We start from the raw sequence: 17,428 nt of genomic DNA on the forward strand, positions 1-17,428 counted from the left end.
CGAATGTCTCCACAGGTCGGAATTGCCCGGCGCGAGCCCGGTTGATGCTCCCGGGCGAACACGCGCAATTGAATGCGTGTGTCTTCCGGGGCGCATTGCACCTTCGCCCGATAACGTTGCGTCACGATCAGCGACAGCCCCGCGCCACCCTCTTGGACCGGCTTCCGATTAAGCGCTTCGCCATAACACCGCACCCGTCCGAATTGGCATGCCACCCGCCAAGCGCCGATATTATCCCCACATTTCCGCCATCCTCTCGACCGGGTTCACCTACACGCATAGGTCGCATCCGACCGATGCCCCCGACCAAAGTATGTCTTCCTCCGCCACCGCGAATCGATCCGGTCCTTCCATGAGCGGCTTGCTCGACTCCCTTCTCGCCGGCTTCGCCTCCCTTGGCTTCGGCACCGCCGAGCCGGTCTACAACGGCTATGTCGAGGCCGATTACGTCTACGTCTCCCCCCTGACCGCGGGTCGCATCGTCTCGCTGGCGGTGGCCGAGGGCGAGGCGGTGAGCGCCGGTCAGATCCTCGTCACGCTGGAAAGCGACAGCCAGACCGCTGCCCTCGCGGCAGCGACGGCGGCGGTTGCCGTGGCGCGGGCCAATCTCGACAACCTGCAGACCGGCAGCCGCGCCGCCGAGATCGCGGTGGTGCGCGCCTCGCTGCACCGGGCCGAGGCCGATCTGCATCTTGCCCGCACCACGCTCGCCCGCTCGCAGCGCCTGCTGGAGCAGGGCCGCGTGCCGCAGGCCGAGGTGGACCGCGACCTGACAGCGGTGGAGAGTGCCGAGGCGCAGCTGGAGCAGCTCTCGGCCGAGCTGGAGGTGGCGCAGCTTCCCGCCCGCGATGCGCAGCGGCTGGCGGCGGAGGCCAGCCTCGACATGGCGCGGGCCGAGGCCGAGGCCGCCCGCATCGCGCTGCGCGACCGCAGCCTCGCCGCGCCGATCTCGGGCCTCGTCGAGCGGCGCTTCTTCGAGGTGGGCGAGGTCGCGGCCTCCGGTGCCCCGGTGCTGGCGATCTTCGAGCCGGGCGAGTTGAAGGCGATCTTCTTCATCCCCGAGCCGAAGCGGGCCGCCACCGCCCTCGGCGACAGGCTCGCCGTCACCTGCGACGGCTGCACGCCGGGCATCACCGCCCGCATCACGCGGCTCGCCTCCGATCCGCAGTTCACCCCGCCGATCCTCTACTCCCGCGACGAGCGCGACCGGCTGGTGTTCCGCGCCGAGGCCCGGCTCAGCCCGGGGTCGGGGCTGCTGCCGGGCCAGCCGGTCTCGCTCGCGCCATGACCGGGCTCGCCATCTCCGTCCGCGGGCTGACCAAGGTCTTCAACGGGCGCAAGGTGGTCGACGGTTTCGACATGGATGTGCCGAAGGGCGCGATCTACGGCTTTCTCGGTCCGAACGGCTCGGGCAAGACGACGACGATCCGCATGATGTGCGGCTTGCTGACCCCCGAGGCGGGCAGCGGCCAGTGCCTCGGCTACGACATCCTGACCCAGTCGCAGCGGATCAAGGAGAACGTGGGCTACATGACCCAGCGCTTCTCGCTCTACGAGGATCTGACGATCCGCGAGAACCTTGCCTTCATCGCCCGCATGTATCGCGTGCCCGACCGCCGCGCCAAGGTCGAGGAGGCGCTGGCGGGCCTCGGCCTCACCGACCGCGCGGGGCAGCTGGCGGGCACGCTCTCCGGTGGCTGGAAGCAGCGGCTGGCGCTGGCCGCCTGCATGATCCACGCGCCGCGCCTGCTGCTTCTCGACGAGCCGACGGCGGGGGTGGACCCCAAGGCGCGGCGCGACTTCTGGGACGAGATCCGCCGTCTTTCGGCGGCGGGCGTCACCGTGCTGGTCTCGACCCACTACATGGACGAGGCGGTGCAATGCGACTTCATCGCCTACATCGCCTATGGCCGCAAACTGATCGCCGGCCCCGCGACCAAGATCCCCGGCATGATCGGCCTCGTCACCTGGCGGGTGGAGGGCCCCGACATCGCGGCGCTGGAGGCCGAGCTGCGCAAGCGGCCCGGGGTCGAGCAGGTCGCCCGCTTCGGCGCGGTGCTGCATGTCTCGGGCACCGACGCGCCGGCGCTCGACCGGGTGGCGGAGGAGGGCGCCGCGCGCGGAACGCATCGCTGGCAGCGGCAGAAGGGCGGACTGGAGGAGGCCTTCATCTATCTCATGGCCAGCGCGAAGGACAATTTCGCTGGGGCCGCGCCATGAGCTTCTCGCTCGGGCGGCTGTTGGCGGTGCTGGTGAAGGAATTCGTCCAGATGCGGCGCGACCGCGTCACCTTCGCCATGATGATCGGCATCCCGATCACGCAGCTCTTCCTCTTCGGTTTCGCCATCAACTCCGACCCCAAGCACCTGCCGACGCTGGTCGAGATGGCCGATACCGGCCCGGTCACCCGCGCGGTGCTGATGGGGATGCAGACCTCTGACTATTTCGACTTTCAGGACATCGTGACCAGCCGCGCCGAGGGCGACCTTGCCCTGCGCGACGGCAGCGCCAGCTTCGTCGTGGTCATCCCGCCCGGCTTCGAGCGCGACACGCTGCGCGGCCTCTCGCCCCATGTCCTGCTCTCCGCCGACGCCTCCGACCCCGCCGTCACCGGCGGCGCCGCGGCGGCAATGAGCGGCATCGTCGAGCGGGCGATGCAGGACACTCTGACCGGCCCGCTCGCCGCCAGCGCCGCAAGCCCGCCGCCCTTCGCGGTGACCATCCACCGCCAGTTCAACCCGGAACAGCGCACCGCCACCAACATCGTCCCGGGCCTTCTCGGCGTCATCCTGTCGATGACCATGGTGATGATCACCGCCGTCGCCATCGTCCGCGAAAGCGAGAAGGGCACGATGGAGACGCTGATCGCCACCCCCGTCCGCCCGCTGGAGGTGATGCTGGGCAAGATCACCCCCTATATCCTCGTCGGCTACGTGCAGACGGGAGTCTTCCTGCTGTCGGCACGGCTGGTCTTCGACGTGCCCTTCCTCGGCGACCCGCTGGCCTTCTTCGCCGGCTTCAACCTCTACATCATCGTCAATCTCGCCCTCGGCTTCCTGATCTCCACCGTAGCGCGCTCGCAGATGCAGGCGATGCAGCTCTCGTTCTTCACCATCCTGCCCTCGGTCCTGCTCTCGGGCTTCATGTTCCCCTTCGCCGGCATGCCGGGCTGGGCGCAGGTGCTCGGTGCGGCGATTCCCGCCACGCATTTCCTGCGCGTGACCCGCAAGGTCATGCTGAAGGGCGCGGGGCTCTCCGAGATCGCGCCCGACATGCTGGCGCTGGGGGCGATCATGCTGGTCATCGTCGCCATCGCGCTGCGCCGCTACCGCCAGACGCTGGACTAGCGGCCCGAGGGGTTCTTACACCCCGGCAGCCGATCGGTCAGGATGCGGCTTCCCGAATCTCAGGAGCCGCCATGACCTTCCGCTTTCTGCACAGCTCGGACCTGCATCTCGGCAAGCCCTTTGGCGGCTATCCCGAGGGCATCCGCAACCGGCTGCGCGAGGCGCGGCATGGCGCGATCGCCCGGCTGGCCGAAGCGGCGCGGGCAGGGGGCGCGGGGGTGGTGCTGCTGGCGGGCGACACGTTCGACGCCGAGACACCCGCGCCCGACACGCTGCGTCAGGCGCTGCGGGCGATGGCGGCCGCGCCCGACCTGACTTGGGTGCTGCTGCCCGGCAACCACGACAGCCTTGCCGCGACCGAGCTCTGGCGCCGCATCGCCGGCGATGCCGCGCCGAACCTCCGGCTGGCGCTGGAGCCGCAGCCGCTGGCCCTGACCCCCAGCGTCACGCTTTATCCCGCGCCCTGCACCCAGCGCCGTCCGGGGCGCGACCTGACCGACTGGATGGAGCCGGGCGGCGAGGGGCTGCGCATCGGCCTTGCCCATGGCGCCGTCACCGATTTCACCGACGAGGGCGTGCCCGGCATCATCCCGCCCGACCGCGCGCAGCGGGCGGGGCTCGACTATCTCGCCTTGGGCGACTGGCACGGGGCGCTCGCCGTCGGCGACCGCACCCGCTATTCCGGCACGCCCGAGGCCGACGGGTTCAAGCATGCCGATGCGGCGGGCGCGCTGGTCGTCGCGCTCGCGGCGCCGGGCGCGCCGCCGGTGGTGGAGCGGGTCGCGACCGGCAGCCTGCGGTGGCATACGTTGGCGCTCGACCTGCTGCCCGGCGAGGCGCTGGCGCAGCGGCTGGCCGCCACGCTGCCCGCGCTCGGCCAGCGCCGCGACACGCTGCTCAGGGTGCAGGCACAGGGCCGTCTGACGCTGCCCGAGCGCGCTGAGCTCGAGACGGCGCTGGAGGCGGCGGCCCCGGATTTCGGCTGGTTCTCCAGCGACCTCACCGCCCTGGGCACCGAGGCGCGGCCCGAGGATCTCGATCTCATCGACCGCGCCGGCGCCCTGCGCGCCGCCGCCGAGGCGCTGCTGGCCGAAACCAACGATACTTCGCTATCCCCCCCGGCGCGCGAGGCGGCGGCCATCGCGCTGTCGCGGCTTTTCTCGTTCGCGCAAGAGGTTGCGGCATGAAGCTCAGGTCGATCTCCCTCACCAACATCCGCCGTTTCGCCGGTCAGACCGCCACGCTGGACGGGATCGGCGACGGCATCACCGTCCTGGCCGAGCCGAACGAATTCGGCAAATCAACCTTCTTCGACGCGTTGCACGCGCTGTTCTTCGAACGCCACCGCAGCAAGGCGGCGGCGGTGAAATCCCTGCAGCCGCATTCCGGCGCCACGCCCGAGGTGGCGGTGGAGGTCGACACGAAGGACGGTCGCTTCCGTCTGGAAAAGCGCTGGCTCGGCCGCGCCAGCGCCCGGGTGCTGGACGCCACGGGCCGCATCCTCGCGCAGGATGACGAGGCCGAGGCCTGGATCGACCGGCTGATCGACGGCGGGCTCTCGGGCCCCTCCGGCCTCCTCTGGGTCCGTCAGGGCCTTCTGGGGTTGGAGCCGGAGGGCTCCTCCGCCGCCGAGCGCAACGAGCGCGAGAGCCTGCTCGCCACCCGGCGCGGTCTTCTGTCTTCGGTCGCGGGCGAGATCGACATGATGACCGGCGGGCGGCGGATGGATGCGGTTCTAGCGCGCAGCGCGGCGGAGCTGGACCGGCTGGCTACCAGCCAGCTTCGCCCCAAGGCGGGGGGCGAGTGGCACCGGGCGCAGGCCGAGGTGAAGGCGCTGGAGGACCGCGAGGCGCTGCTGGCCCCCAAGGCTGCCGCCCTCTCCGGCGCGCTGCGCGAGCGGCGCGAGGCCGAGCGGCAGCGCACGGCGCTCGACGATCCGGAGGCCGAGGCCGCGCGGCAGGCCAGCCTGCGCGAGGCTCGCGCCGCCCATGAAGCGGCCTTGGCCCATGCCGAACAGGTGGAGCGCGCGCGGCAGGCGGTGCAGATGGCGGTGCTGACCGGGCAGGGCAGCAGGCGCGATCTCGAGGCGCTGGATGCGCTGGCCGGGCGGCTGGTCGCCGCCGAGGCACGGCAGGCTGCTGCGGCGGGCGAGGTCGCGCGGCTGGCCACGGCGGCGCAGGCCGTGCGCGACGAGGATCGCAATGCCACCACGGCGGGCGAGGCGGCTCGCGCCGCGGTGGCCGGGCTGCGGTCGCGGCTGCAACTGGCGCAGCGCGCGGCGCTGGCGGCCAAGGCGGCGCAGGCGGTAACCTCGCTCCGCGATGCGATCCAGCGCGCCGAGGCTTTCCGCAGCCGCAAGGAGGCCGCCGAGGCCCGCGCCGCTGCCCTGCCGGTCACGCCCAAGGCGCTGGCCGCTGCCGAAGTGGCGGCGGCGGAGCGTGACCGGCTCACCGCCATCGCCGGGGCGCGGGCGGTGACGCTGCACTTCGCCTATTCCGGCGCGGCCCGCGCCCTGCAGGATGGCGCGCCGGTGCTGGAGCCGCTGCGGCTCACCGGGCGCAGCCTGCTGGATCTGCCGGGGCTGGGCCAGCTCACCGTCGATCCGGGCGAGCGGGCGGAGGACGATCTGCCCGCCCGTCTTTCCGCCGCCGAATCCGCGCTGGCCCGCGCGCTGGCGGCCTGTGCGGCCGAGACCCTGGCCGAGGCGCGGCAAAAGTTGACAGCCGCAACTTCGGCGCGGGAGGAGAGCCGTCAGGCGGCGGAGCTTCTCGCCAACACCGCGCCGCAGGGGATCGAGGCGCTGCGCCAGTCGCTCGCCCGGGCCGAAGCCGAGGCAGGATCGGGCGGCGCCGAGGCCGAAGACCCGGCGCTGCTGGAGCCCTTGCTGCAGGCGGCGGAGGCAGCGGAGGCCGGGGCGCTGGCCACGGCCCGCGGCGCGCATCAGGCAGCGGTGGAGGCGGGCGACCGTCTGGCCCGCGCCGAGGCCGCCGACCATGCCGCCCGAGCAGCGCTCGACACGGCGCGGGCCGAGGCGGGTGACCCGGCGCTGCACGCCAGCCGCAGCGCCGAAGCGCGCAGCCGCTTGGCCGAGGCCGAGACGCTGCGGACCGAGCGCGAGGCGGCGCTGCAAACGCTGATCGCCGCCGCGCCCGACCTCGACACCGCGCTTGCCCGCCGCGACCGGGCGCAGAGCGTCGTCGATCTCGCGGCCCGCGACCGCACCCGGCTGGCGCAGCGGATCGCCGAGCTGGAAGGGGCGATCCGGATCCAGGCCGATGCCGGGATCGAGGAGGAGCTGGAGGAGGTGCGCGGTGCGCTGCCGCCCGCCCGTGCCCGTGCCGCGCGCTACGAGGCCGAGGTGACGGCGCTCGCCCGCCTGCGCCGCGCGCTGGAAGAGGCGCGGGTGGCGGCGCGCGACGCCTATTTCGGCCCTGTGACACAGGAGTTGGCGCCGCTGCTCGCCATCCTGCATGACGGGGCGGAGCTGCATCTTGACGATCGCACGCTGCTGCCCGCCGCCCTGCACCGCAATGGGGTGGCCGAGGATCTGGCCGTGCTGTCGGGCGGCACGCGCGAGCAGCTCGCCATCCTGACCCGTCTGGCCTTCGCCCGGCTCTTCGCCCGCAACGGCCAGCCTGTGCCGCTGATCCTCGACGATGCGCTGGTCCATTCCGACGATGCGCGGATCGAGGCGATGTTCACCGCGCTGCACCGGGTGGCGAAGGATCAGCAGATCCTCGTGCTGACCTGCCGCCAGCGCGCTTTCGCGGGGCTGGGCGGCGAGCGGGCGGTGGTGCGGATCGGGCCGGCCTGATCAGCCGCCCGCCTGCCAGTCGCGCACCATGTCCAGCGGATGCAGCAGCATCAGCACGTTCAGCGCCAGCCCGTCGCGGATCACCACGGCGGTCAGCGCCTCGAAGCCGATGACGATCAGCACCGAGGCCCAGACCGGAATCGCCCGCGCCAGCCAGAAGCCTGCGATCATCGCGAGGATGTCGGCCACGGAGTTGACGACCGAGTCGCCGTAATAGTCGAGCGAGATCGTCACCGCGCGGTAGCGTTCGATGATCGCGTCGGAGTTCTCGACGATCTCCCAAGCCGCCTCGACTGCCGTGGCGAGCAGCAGCCGCCAGCCGACGGGCAGGCGGCGGGCGACGAGCCAGAGCGCGCCGTAGAAGAGGATGCCGTGCAGCAGATGCGAGGGTGTATACCAGTCGCTCAGATGCTGCGAGTTCTCGGAGCTCATGGTCTCGCCATGCCAGAGCTTGATGTAGCCACAGTCGCAGATCGGCACGCGCCCGGCCCAGAGCAGCCAGAGGGCGGTGGCCAGCACGAGGCCGGTGACGATCCAGTAGGGCAGGAGGCGGTTCGACATGCGGCGGAGCCAAGCATATCGCCCGCGCGCCGTCCACAGCTTTCGTCGTGACTGAAAAACGGCGGCTGGACAGTTGCTTGCGGGGCGAAGCTCAGCGCGGCGGCAGGTCGTTCAGATGCTTGCGCAACAGCGCCATGTTCTTGAGATTGGCCTTGAACATCAGGTCGAACACCGTGCCCAGCACCGGCACGCTGCCGCCGACGAAGTCGAAGGCAGTGTTGAAGGCCATCTTGCGCAGGACCGAGGCCGGCAGGCCGAGCTCGCGCGCGCGCCAGATCAGATAGGCCGAGGGCAGCATGGTCGCGGCATCGCCCACCACCGGCACGAGACTGGCGATGCCGTCCCAGCCGAAGCGGAAGCCGAGGATGCCGAACTGCGAGTCGAGCAGGCGGGCCAGCTGGTCGAGCCGGGCAATCTCGGCGTCGCGCTGTTCGGGGGTCAGGTTGGTCTGGGGCATCAGGCGTCTTTTCCAAAGAAGGGCAGCCATTGCAGCCGCGCCTTGCGGCGCCGGCGCTTGCCCCACATGTGCGAGGGGCGCTCGGGGTCGAGCAGGTCGCTGTCGGCCAGCACCGTCTCCTGCAGCCCGTTCAGATCCGGCGGCACGAAAGGCACCAGCGACCGCCCGGGCGAGCGCAGCGCCTCGATCGTGGCGATCAACGAGCCGTCCTTGCGTTCCATGGTCGAGACGATGGCTTCGGGCGTCACACCCAGATGCTCGGCCAGCAGCCGGGTGCGCAGGTCGACGATCTTCTCGCTGAGCTCGGGCCGGTCGGGGCGGGCCTCGACCGACAGGTCGCACTCGGTGTCGAAGCCCATCGAGCGGTTGTTGAGATTGGAGGAGCCGACGCGCAGCAGCTTGTCGTCCATCACCAGCACCTTGGCATGGACATAGATCGGCACGCCCTTGAAGGTGACCGGGGTATACATGCGGAAGCGGTCGCGGTGATCGACCTCGCGCAGCATCTTGAGCAGCATTGCCCGCGATGAGCCCATGACCTGCTCTTCGAGCCAGCCGTCCGCGGTCTCGGGGTTCACCACCACGATCTCGGGCGGGTCATCCTCGCGCAGCCGCGCGGCCATCGCCTCGGCGACCTTGCGCGAGGCAAAATACTGGCTCTCGATATAGATCGTCCGTTGCGTCGCGGCGATGGCGGCGAGATAGAGCTTCTCGATCTCGTGCACGCCCTCGCGCTCGCCATGGGCGGGCAGGGTGCGCGACACGGCGACATCGACATCCTCCAGCATCGGCTCCAGGCCCTCGGGCCAGAGCGCTTCGCGTTGCGGCGGCGGGGCCAGATCCTCGTCGGTGGCCGCCTTCCAGCGTTGCCGCGCCAGATCGCCCAAGGCGCGCGCCGCCTCGCCGTTCACCGCCGTCGTCACGTCATGCCACGGACCATAGCGCCGCCGGGTGGTCGGGCGGCGGCGGTGGGGGTGATCGTCGAGATGGTCGGGCGTGTCCCAGCGGTCGCCGGTCATGTCGATACCGCCGCAGAAGGCGAGCGCGTCGTCGATCACCACGATCTTCTGGTGATGCGCCGAGGCCACCGGATGCGCCGCGTCGAGCTTGAAGCGGATGCGCTCGTTGGTCATCCAGTCCAGCACCATCAGCGGCGTCGAGCCGCGGCCGAGCGCGGGCAGCCAGTCGAGATCCCATTTCAGCACATGCACATGCAGGTCGGGGTTCGCCTCGACCACGAAGTTCAGGAAGTCGCCGAGCCGGGTCGGCACCTCCGACGTATCGGCCCCCGGTTCCAGCTCGATGCGGGTGTCGAAATCCCAGCCGATCATCAGCACCGAATGCTTGGCCAGCTGCACCGCCGAGCGGATCGTGGCGAAGTAGTCGGCGGCATCAACGATGACGCTGAGGCGCTCGGAAGGTTCGATGCGCCAGCAGGTTTCGGAGGGGCGGAGGAGAGATTTTTCTAAGGGCATGTGTCCGGTGCAGGTGGGGCGGCAGCCAGCCGGGTTGCGCCTCCCAATGCCTCAGCCGGGCGACGGTTCCCCCGGCGGAACGGGAACTTTCGGCGGCGTTCCGCCGTTCGCAAGGTAACGTCGCGCTCACGCATTCGTCAAAGGACCCCAATCTTATGACCTACATGACCCGTACGCCCCTCGATCCCACCTATCGCGGTCCCTCGTGGTGGTGGGCGAAGGTGCTCGGTGTCGTTCTGGTGGTGCTGGGGGTGATCCTTGGCGTCGGCGGGCTGTGGCTCGCCCTGCTGGGCGGCTCATGGTATTACCTGTTCGCAGGGCTTGGCCTGATGCTGAGCGGCGGCACGATGCTGCAGGGCCGCAGCGAGGCGGTGCCGATCTATTTCATCGTCTGGGTGCTGACGCTGGTCTGGGCCTTCTGGGAGGTCGGGCTGGACGGCTGGGCACTGGTGCCGCGCATCGTGGCACCGACGGTGATGCTGGTGCTGGTTCTGCTGACGATCCCCGGCCTGCACCGCGCGCGCCTGCGCCGCATGGCCGGCCCGGCGACGATCGCGCTCCTGGCTGCCATCGGCCTGACCGGCGCCCCGGTGCCCGCGCTGGCGCAGGACGAGACGCCGGCCGAGCCCTCGGCGGAGACCCCTGACGCCCCGGCTCCCGAAGCCGAAGTGCCCGCGCCCGAGGCTCCGGCGCCCGACGCGCCTGCTCCGGATGCGCCCGCAGCTGACGCGGAAACGCCCGAGGCTCCGGCTGCCTCGCCGGAAGCGCCTGCGCCCGCAGCCCCGGCGCCCGCACCGGAATCCCCCGCACCCGAAGCCGCGACACCGGCGCCGACCGAGGCTGCGCCCGACTCTGCGCCGGTCCCGACCGAGCCCGTGCCGCAGCCTGCTCCGGCAGCACCCGCTCCGGCGCCCGAGGCGGCGGCTCCGGCCCCGTCCGAGCCCCCTCCGCAGGCCGAGGCTCCCGATGCCGCCGCTCCGGTGGCGACCGAGCCGAGCCCGCAGCCGCAGCCGCAGCCGGTGGCCGAGCGCGGTCCGCGCGAGATGATGACCATCGGCGCCGACTGGCCGGCCTATGGCGGCGATCTCCACGGCACCCGCTATTCGCCGCTGACCCAGATCACCCGCGACAACGTGGCCGATCTGGAGCAGGCCTGGGTCTTCCACACCGGCGACATGCCGCGACCGGAGGCGGATGGCAGATACTCGCCCGAGAACACGCCGCTGAAGATTGACGATAGCCTCTATATCTGCACCGGCATGAACATCATGATGGCGCTCGACGCGGCGACCGGGGCGGAGAAATGGCGCTACAACCCGCAGGTCCAGCCGGAGTCGATCCCCTATGGCGCGACCTGCCGGGGTGTTGCCTATCACGCCGAGCCCGAGGCCAACGGCGCCTGTGCCGCGCGGATCATCGAAGGCACGCTCGACGCCCGGCTGATCGCGGTGGATGCCGAGACCGGGCTGCCCTGCGCCGATTTCGGCACCAACGGCATGGTCGATCTGAACGAGGGCATGGGCGAGACCGCGCCCGGCTGGTATGCCGTGACCTCGCCGCCGACCATCGTGCGCGGCGTGGCTGTGGTGGGGGCTCAGGTCAGCGACAACCAGCACCGCGATGCTCCCTCGGGCGTGATCCGGGGCTATGACGCGGTGACGGGCGATCTGCTCTGGGCCTGGGACATGGCCAACCCGGAGCTCACCGGCATGCCGCCCGAAGGTGAGGCCTACAGCCGCGGCACGCCGAACATGTGGACCATCGCCGCGGGCGACGAGGAGCTGGGTCACGTCTACCTGCCGATGGGCAACTCTGCCGTCGATTATTACGGGGCGCTGCGCAGCGAGGTGGAGAACGACTATGCGACATCGCTGGTCGCGCTCGACGTGACCACCGGCCAGCCTGCGTGGCATTTCCAGACCGTGCATTACGATGTCTGGGATTACGACCTCGGCTCGCAGCCGACGCTGTTCGACATGCCGACCGAAGACGGCACCGTGCCCGCCCTGATCCTGCCGACGAAGCAGAGCCAGATCTACATCCTCAACCGCGAGACCGGCGAGCCGATGCATCCGGTGGAGGAGCGCGAGGTGCCCTCGGGCGGGGTGGAGCCCGAGAACCTGTCGCCGACCCAGCCCTATTCCGGCTTTGCCGATATGGAAAAGCCGGTGCTGACCGAGCGCGACATGTGGGGGATGAGCCCGATCGACCAGCTCTACTGCCGCATCCAGTTCCGCCGTGCCCAGTATGACGGCGAATACACGCCGCCGACGGTCGACAAGCCCTTCATCCAGTATCCCGGTTACAACGGCGGGTCGGATTGGGGCAGCGTGGCGATCGACCCCGAGCGCAATCTTCTGGTGCTGAACTACAACGACATGCCCAACTTCAACCAGCTGATCCCGCGCGAGGAGGCCGACGAGCAGGGCATCCAGCCGCTGACCGAGCCGGGTGGCGAGGTGGGCAATCCGATGTGGGGCTCGCCCTATGCGATCGACGTGAACGCGGGCTGGCGGGTGCCGGGGACGGGTCTCCTGTGCAAGGAGCCACCCTATGGCTGGATCCGCGCCATCGACCTGACCACCGGCGAGACGAAATGGGACCATCCCTTCGGCAGTGCCGAGCGCAACGGCCCCTTCGGTCTGCCGTCCTTCCTGCCGCTGGATATCGGCACGCCGAACAACGGCGGGCCTGTGGTGACGGCGGGCGGGCTGATCTTCATCGCAGCGACCACCGACAACAAGTTCCGCGCCTATGACATCGAGACGGGCGAGGAGCTCTGGTCGGCGGATCTGCCGGGCGGCGGGCAGACCACGCCCATCGTCTACGAGACCGGCGGGCGGCAATATGTCGTGCTGGCGCCGGGCGGCCACCACTTCATGGAGACACCGATCTCGGACGCTGTGATGGCTTGGGCGCTGCCGGTGCAGAACTGATCATCCCGCGCCGCCCTCAGGGCAGGGCGGCGCGGATCACCTCGACCAGGGGCTGCGGGTAGAGGCCGAAGCCCACGGTCAGCGCGGCGCTGGCGGCCAGGAGCAGGCTGTCGGCAGGGGGCATCGGCAGCGCGGGCCGATCCGGCGCCCGGCGGAAGGCGACGGCGAGGAAGCGCAGGTAGTAGAAGAGCCCGAGCGCCGAGCCGAGGATCGCCGCGATCAGCAGGGCCCATTGCCCGGTCTCGATCAGCGCGGTGAAGATGAAATACTTCCCCAGAAACCCGGCGGCCAGCGGCAGCCCGGCCATCGACAGCAGCGCGAGCCCGAGAGCCAGCCCCGCGAGCGGGTTGCGCCAGACCAGCCCGCGCAGATCCTCGAGCCCCGTCTGCGGGCCGAGCCGGGCGGCGAGGCAGAGGGCGGCGAGAAGCGCCGGAGCATAGGCGACGATGTAGAAGAGCACCGCCACCGGGGCGCTTGCGGCACCCGAGGCCAGAGCCACGGCAAGGTAGCCGGAATGGGCGATGGAGGAATATCCGAGCATCCGCACCAGCTGTTCCTGCCGCAGCGCCAGAAGGTTGCCGACAAGGATCGACCCCGCACCCATCGCGCCGAGCCCGAGGCTCCAGACCGGCTCGGGCGGGCCTGCGGCGTCGATCCGCAGCAGCACGATCAGCACGCCGATCTTCGAGGCCACCCCCGCCAGTGCCGCCGCCGCGGCGGGCGCGCCGGAGAAGGCATCGGGCGTCCACATGTGGAAGGGCACCAGCGCGAACTTGAAGCCGAGCCCGACAAGCAGCAACGCCGCGCCGAGGCTGACGAGGACACCGCGCGCCGACCAGGCCGAAAGCTCCAGCGCCCCCGTGGCCGCATAGGTCAGCGCGAAGCCGAAGAGCAGCGTCGCCGCCCCCGCCGCGCCGACGATCAGGAACTTGTAGCCCGCCTCCAGCGCCAGCGCGTCGCGCGGCAGCACGAAGAGCGCGATGAGCGACAGCGTGACCAGCTCCATCCCGAGAAACACCGCTGCCGCATGGCCCGCATCGCAGAGCACCAAAGCCCCCAGCGTCGCCAGCAACGCCAGCGCAGGGCCCTCGCGGGCAGGCAGGGCGGGACGCAGGAAGACGAGGCTGGCAAGCCCGCTCGGGATCGCCAGCAGCATCCCGAACCGCGCCAGGGCGTCGTCGCGCAGCAGGGCGGAGGGCAGGGCGGGCGCCTGCCAGCGCAGGAGCAGCAGCATCAGCGCCAGCGCGAAGGCAAGAAGCGCCGCGAGCCGCGCGAGCCCCGGCTGGCGCGGGGCCAGAAGCATCGCCAGCACGGCACCAAGGCCGAGGGCCATCACCGGCCCGAGCGGGGCAAGGGGTTGCATCATCTGCCTATCACCAGCGCCGCGCCGACCGCAGGCTCCAGCACGCCCATCAGGAGCTGCGGCAGCATGCCGAAGAGCAGCGTGCAGACCGCCAGAAGCACGATCGGCCCCATCTCGCGCAGCGAAAGGTCTGTCATCGGGGTCTCGGTCTTGCGGGTCTTGCCGAAGACGACCCGCTTGAAGAGCCGTGTGGCGTAGACGACCGAGATCACCAGCGAGATCAGCGTGATCGAGGCGAAGATCCAGTTCACCTGGAACATGCCGGTGATGACCAGCGCCTCGCCGAGGAAGTTCGCGGTTCCGGGCATGGCCAGCGCCGCCGAGAAGAACAGCGCGAAGGCGGCGGCGAAGCGCGGCGCGCTCTGCTGCAGCCCGCCCAGGAGCCGCAGGTCGCGGGTGCCGGTGCGGTCGTAGAGCGCGCCGATCAGCAGGAACAGCGCCGAGGCCGAGAAGGCATGGGCAACCATCTCGATCGCCGCCCCCATCATCGAGAAATAGACCCCGCCGGAAATGCCCATCAGCACGATGCTCATATGCGCGACCGAGGTATAGGCCACCAGCCGCTTGGCATCGGTCTGCCCGCAGGCGAGTAGCGCGCCATAGATCGAGCCGAAGGCCCCCAGCGCGAGGCCGAAGGGCGCGAGCGTCACCGCCGCATCGGGAAAGAGCATGGCGGGGAAGCGGAAGAGGCCATAGGCGCCGGTCTTCAGCAGAAGCCCCGCCAGCAGGATCGAGCCCGCCGTCGGCGCCTGGGTATGGGCGTCGGGCAGCCAGGCGTGCAGCGGCGGCACGGGCAGCTTGACGAGGAAGGCCAGCGAGAACCCCAGAAGCAGCCAGAGTTGCACGTGATGCGGGATCTCGCGCTTGGCCAGCACGAAGGCGTCGAAGGTGACGGGATCGCCCAGAGAGCCCATGTAGAAGACGGCGGCGAGCAGCCCCAGCCCGGCCACCGCGTTGAAGACGAGAAACTTCAGCGCCGCCGCCTCGCGCTCGCCATGGCCCCAGATCGAGATCAAAAGAAAGGCCGGAACGATCATCAGCTCCCAGAAGAAAGCGAAGACCAGAAGGTCGAAGGAGAGGAACACCCCGTTCGATGCCGCGACCGTCCAGCAGAGGCAGGCGTTGAGGAGGCCCGCATACTCGGTCATCTTCCACGAGACGATGACCGAGACGATCCCCAGCACCAGCGAGATCGCGAGCAGCGCCGCTGAGAGCCCGTCCATCGCGAAGATGATCTGCACCCCGAGGGCGGGCGCCCATTCGGTGCGGCTGACCGCCAGCCAGCGCCCGGCGCTCGGGTCGGTGACGGTCAGGAGGAGTATCAGCAGCGCCAGCGCCAGCGCACCGATGGCCACCCAGCGTTCCGCATCGCGCCCGAAGCGCCCGGCAAAGAGGGCCGCGACCCCGCCGAAGAACGGCAGCAGCACCAGCGCATTCAGTTCCATGTCGTTCCCCATGCAAGCATCAAGAGCGCGGCCATCCCCAAGGCGAGGCTCAGCGCATAGTCTCTCGTCCGCCCGGTCTGCACCCGGCGGGCCCCGACCCAGAGCCGGACCATCCCGTTGGCAAAACCCATCCAGCGCCGGTCGAAGCCGTCCTCGGCCATCCGCGCGACCACCGCCTCCTTCATGCGCAGCGCAAACAGCACCGGCAGCGTGCCGACCGGGTCGACCGTGCCACCGCGATAGCCGTTCAGCCAGCGCACCAGGTTGACGAAGGGCCGCACGAAGCTCGCCTGATAGAGCGCGTCGATCCGCGCGCCCCGGCTCAGGTGGCGCACCAGCCGCACGAAGGGCTCGATGATCGTGCCCTGCGCCATGTGGTCGAGCGTCGTCGCCCGCCGCATCCGCTTGGCGCTGGCGAGCCCGGCCGAAAGCCTCGGCACGAAGGTCAGGAGTGCCGCGATCACCAGCCCGCCCAGCGGCGCCATCCCCGCCGCCAGCGCCGGGCCGGGCTCGGCATGGGGCAGCACGCCGCCGAGGAAATCGACGATCGGCGCGACGAGAAGCCCGCCCAGCACCGACCCGATCGACAGCGCGATGAGCGGCCCGAGGATCAGCGGCCCGGGCATCCTGGCGCGGTAATGCGAGGCCAGCGCCACCTGATGCCCGTGGCGCACCTGCACCGTCTGGCGCGGCGCGGGCACGAGCCCGGCGAGCACCGGGCGGAAGGCATAGGCCGCGGTCAGCACCGCCGTTGCCAGTGCCAGCGCCCAGAGCACGAAGCCGGGCAGGCCGAGGTTCCAGGCGCGCGACAGGATCGCCTCCTTGGACCACCAGCCGGCGGTGATGAAGGGCACCCCGGCCAATGAGGCCGCGCCGACGATATAGGCGGCATAGGTGGCGGGGCGGCGTTGCAGCGCACCCTGCATCGCCACCATCGCCGTGCCGTATTCTGAACCGTGGGTGACGTCGCCCGCCGCAAGGAACAGCAGCGACTTGAACATGGCATGAACCACGAAATGCGCCACCGCCACCTCGGGCGCGCCGAGACCCACGGCGAAGACCATGAAGCCGACCTGACTGATCGAGGAATAGGCCAGCAGCCGCTTCACATCGGTCTGGAACAGCGCCAGGAGCGCGCCGAACCCGGCGGTCAGCGTGCCGAAGAGCGCGGTCAGCGTGCGCACGAAGGGCTCGGCATCCAGCACCGGGGCGAAGCGCACCAGAAGGAAGGCCCCCGCCGCCACCATGGTCGCCGAATGCAGCAGCGCCGAGACCGGCGTCGGCCCGGCCATGGCCGAGGGCAGCCAGGTGTGGAACGGCACCTGCGCCGACTTGCCCAAGGCTCCGCCCAGAAGCAGCAACGCGATGATGGTGCGGCGGCTGCCGTCGATGGCGGCACCGACCGGGATCAGTGTTTCCAGCCGGACCGAGTTCGCCTCGAGGAACAGCAGAAGCAGCCCGGCGAGCAGGAAGGCGTCGGCGACGCGGGTGATGATGAAGGCCTTGCGCCCGGCGGCGATGGCCTGCGACGAGCCGGTGTTGTAGGCGATCAGGAAGAAGGAGCAGAGCCCCATCAGCTCCCAGCCGAAGAAGAAGGTGATGCTGTCATCGGCGAGAACCATGGTCAGCATGGCGGCGATGAACAGGTTCATCAGCGCGAAGAAGCGGCGCAGGTCGGCAATCTTGGCGTCCGACATGTAGTCGATGGCATAGATCATCACCGCCGCGCCGATGGTGGCGACGGTGATCGCGACCAGCGCACTCAGGGGATCGAGCAGCAGCGCCAGAGCCACCTCGGACTGGCCGAAGTAGAGGGTGAAGACCGGCACGATGCCATCGCAGGAGCCCGCGATGCAGAAGCCGGTCATCGGCGCCATGATCAGGAAGGGCGCCACGCCGCCGAGCAGCGCGATGCCCTGCACCGCCCGCTTGCCCAGCTTGAACGGGTCGAGCCCGAGCACGAGGAAGGCGGCCAGCGGCGGCGAGGGCACCAGGAGGAGGATGTGATACCAGGTGAGCCAGTCCAGCAT

The 17,428-nt window shown here is 70.4% G+C and carries 12 protein-coding genes; 6 read left to right on the forward strand and 6 right to left on the reverse strand.

All coding sequences use genetic code 11. The annotated features are described in order from the left end of the window. The first annotated feature begins 352 nt into the window (after nt 1-352). From AC3A5Z_RS08125 to AC3A5Z_RS08145, 5 genes are all read left to right on the forward strand, one after another. Complete coding sequence (locus AC3A5Z_RS08125; RefSeq protein ID WP_487518867.1) at nt 353-1,288, forward strand: HlyD family secretion protein; 936 nt, start codon at nt 353-355, stop codon at nt 1,286-1,288. Beyond that, nucleotides 1,285-2,220 (forward strand): ATP-binding cassette domain-containing protein, encoded by a 936-nt coding sequence (locus AC3A5Z_RS08130; protein ID WP_487518868.1) that lies wholly within the window; start codon nt 1,285-1,287, stop codon nt 2,218-2,220. The genes AC3A5Z_RS08125 and AC3A5Z_RS08130 overlap by 4 nt, the downstream gene beginning before the upstream one ends. Further along, nucleotides 2,217-3,347, forward strand: a complete 1,131-nt coding sequence (locus AC3A5Z_RS08135; RefSeq protein WP_487518869.1) for an ABC transporter permease — start codon at nt 2,217-2,219, stop codon at nt 3,345-3,347. Before AC3A5Z_RS08130 ends, AC3A5Z_RS08135 begins: the two co-directional genes overlap by 4 nt. Nucleotides 3,348-3,418: 71 nt before the next feature. Continuing rightward, entirely contained in the window at nt 3,419-4,534 is a 1,116-nt protein-coding gene (locus AC3A5Z_RS08140; protein WP_487518870.1) for a metallophosphoesterase family protein, read from the forward strand. After that, nucleotides 4,531-7,161, forward strand: a complete 2,631-nt coding sequence (locus tag AC3A5Z_RS08145; protein ID WP_487518871.1) for an AAA family ATPase — start codon at nt 4,531-4,533, stop codon at nt 7,159-7,161. The genes AC3A5Z_RS08140 and AC3A5Z_RS08145 overlap by 4 nt, the downstream gene beginning before the upstream one ends. On the opposite strand, the gene AC3A5Z_RS08150 is transcribed toward AC3A5Z_RS08145, so the two are convergent. From AC3A5Z_RS08150 to AC3A5Z_RS08160, 3 genes are all read right to left on the reverse strand, one after another. Next, nucleotides 7,162-7,722, reverse strand: a complete 561-nt coding sequence (locus AC3A5Z_RS08150) for a DUF2585 domain-containing protein (RefSeq protein WP_487518872.1) — start codon at nt 7,720-7,722, stop codon at nt 7,162-7,164. Between the two features lie 91 nt (nt 7,723-7,813). Continuing rightward, nucleotides 7,814-8,179, reverse strand: a complete 366-nt coding sequence (locus tag AC3A5Z_RS08155; protein WP_487518873.1) for a DUF4112 domain-containing protein — start codon at nt 8,177-8,179, stop codon at nt 7,814-7,816. Further along, on the reverse strand, nt 8,179-9,654 hold the full coding sequence (locus tag AC3A5Z_RS08160; RefSeq protein WP_487518874.1) for a phospholipase D-like domain-containing protein: 1,476 nt from the start codon (nt 9,652-9,654) through the stop codon (nt 8,179-8,181). The genes AC3A5Z_RS08155 and AC3A5Z_RS08160 overlap by 1 nt, the downstream gene beginning before the upstream one ends. A 155-nt stretch (nt 9,655-9,809) precedes the next feature. Between AC3A5Z_RS08160 and AC3A5Z_RS08165 the strand changes: the two genes are divergently transcribed. Then, nucleotides 9,810-12,590 carry a pyrroloquinoline quinone-dependent dehydrogenase gene (locus tag AC3A5Z_RS08165; RefSeq protein ID WP_487518875.1) on the forward strand — a complete coding sequence of 927 codons (2,781 nt, stop codon included), beginning with the start codon at nt 9,810-9,812 and terminating at the stop codon, nt 12,588-12,590. Nucleotides 12,591-12,606: 16 nt separating this feature from the next. On the opposite strand, the gene AC3A5Z_RS08170 is transcribed toward AC3A5Z_RS08165, so the two are convergent. Genes AC3A5Z_RS08170 through AC3A5Z_RS08180 form a run of 3 tightly spaced genes read right to left on the reverse strand, consistent with a single transcriptional unit; the run spans nt 12,607 to nt 17,428 of the window. Further along, complete coding sequence (locus AC3A5Z_RS08170; RefSeq protein ID WP_487518876.1) at nt 12,607-13,956, reverse strand: NADH-quinone oxidoreductase subunit N; 1,350 nt, start codon at nt 13,954-13,956, stop codon at nt 12,607-12,609. Further along, a complete protein-coding gene (locus tag AC3A5Z_RS08175; protein WP_487518877.1) occupies nt 13,953-15,398 on the reverse strand; it encodes a complex I subunit 4 family protein in 1,446 nt (481 codons plus the stop codon). Before AC3A5Z_RS08175 ends, AC3A5Z_RS08170 begins: the two co-directional genes overlap by 4 nt. Further along, nucleotides 15,389-17,428, reverse strand: a complete 2,040-nt coding sequence (locus tag AC3A5Z_RS08180; RefSeq protein WP_487518878.1) for an NADH-quinone oxidoreductase subunit 5 family protein — start codon at nt 17,426-17,428, stop codon at nt 15,389-15,391. The genes AC3A5Z_RS08175 and AC3A5Z_RS08180 overlap by 10 nt, the downstream gene beginning before the upstream one ends.

Source organism: Cereibacter sp. Soil_C_27, assembly GCF_057657095.1.

Excerpts from the sequence above, each read along its gene's own strand:
- AC3A5Z_RS08140 (WP_487518870.1), top strand. The coding sequence starts at position 3,419 with ATGACCTTCCGCTTTCTGCACAGCTCGGACCTGCATCTCGGCAAGCCC.
- AC3A5Z_RS08130 (WP_487518868.1), top strand. The coding sequence starts at position 1,285 with ATGACCGGGCTCGCCATCTCCGTCCGCGGGCTGACCAAGGTCTTCAAC.
- AC3A5Z_RS08155 (WP_487518873.1), bottom strand. The coding sequence starts at position 8,179 with ATGCCCCAGACCAACCTGACCCCCGAACAGCGCGACGCCGAGATTGCC.
- AC3A5Z_RS08125 (WP_487518867.1), top strand. The coding sequence starts at position 353 with ATGAGCGGCTTGCTCGACTCCCTTCTCGCCGGCTTCGCCTCCCTTGGC.
- AC3A5Z_RS08165 (WP_487518875.1), top strand. The coding sequence starts at position 9,810 with ATGACCTACATGACCCGTACGCCCCTCGATCCCACCTATCGCGGTCCC.
- AC3A5Z_RS08145 (WP_487518871.1), top strand. The coding sequence starts at position 4,531 with ATGAAGCTCAGGTCGATCTCCCTCACCAACATCCGCCGTTTCGCCGGT.
- AC3A5Z_RS08180 (WP_487518878.1), bottom strand. The coding sequence starts at position 17,428 with ATGCTGGACTGGCTCACCTGGTATCACATCCTCCTCCTGGTGCCCTCG.
- AC3A5Z_RS08160 (WP_487518874.1), bottom strand. The coding sequence starts at position 9,654 with ATGCCCTTAGAAAAATCTCTCCTCCGCCCCTCCGAAACCTGCTGGCGC.
- AC3A5Z_RS08170 (WP_487518876.1), bottom strand. The coding sequence starts at position 13,956 with ATGATGCAACCCCTTGCCCCGCTCGGGCCGGTGATGGCCCTCGGCCTT.
- AC3A5Z_RS08150 (WP_487518872.1), bottom strand. The coding sequence starts at position 7,722 with ATGTCGAACCGCCTCCTGCCCTACTGGATCGTCACCGGCCTCGTGCTG.
- AC3A5Z_RS08175 (WP_487518877.1), bottom strand. The coding sequence starts at position 15,398 with ATGGAACTGAATGCGCTGGTGCTGCTGCCGTTCTTCGGCGGGGTCGCG.
- AC3A5Z_RS08135 (WP_487518869.1), top strand. The coding sequence starts at position 2,217 with ATGAGCTTCTCGCTCGGGCGGCTGTTGGCGGTGCTGGTGAAGGAATTC.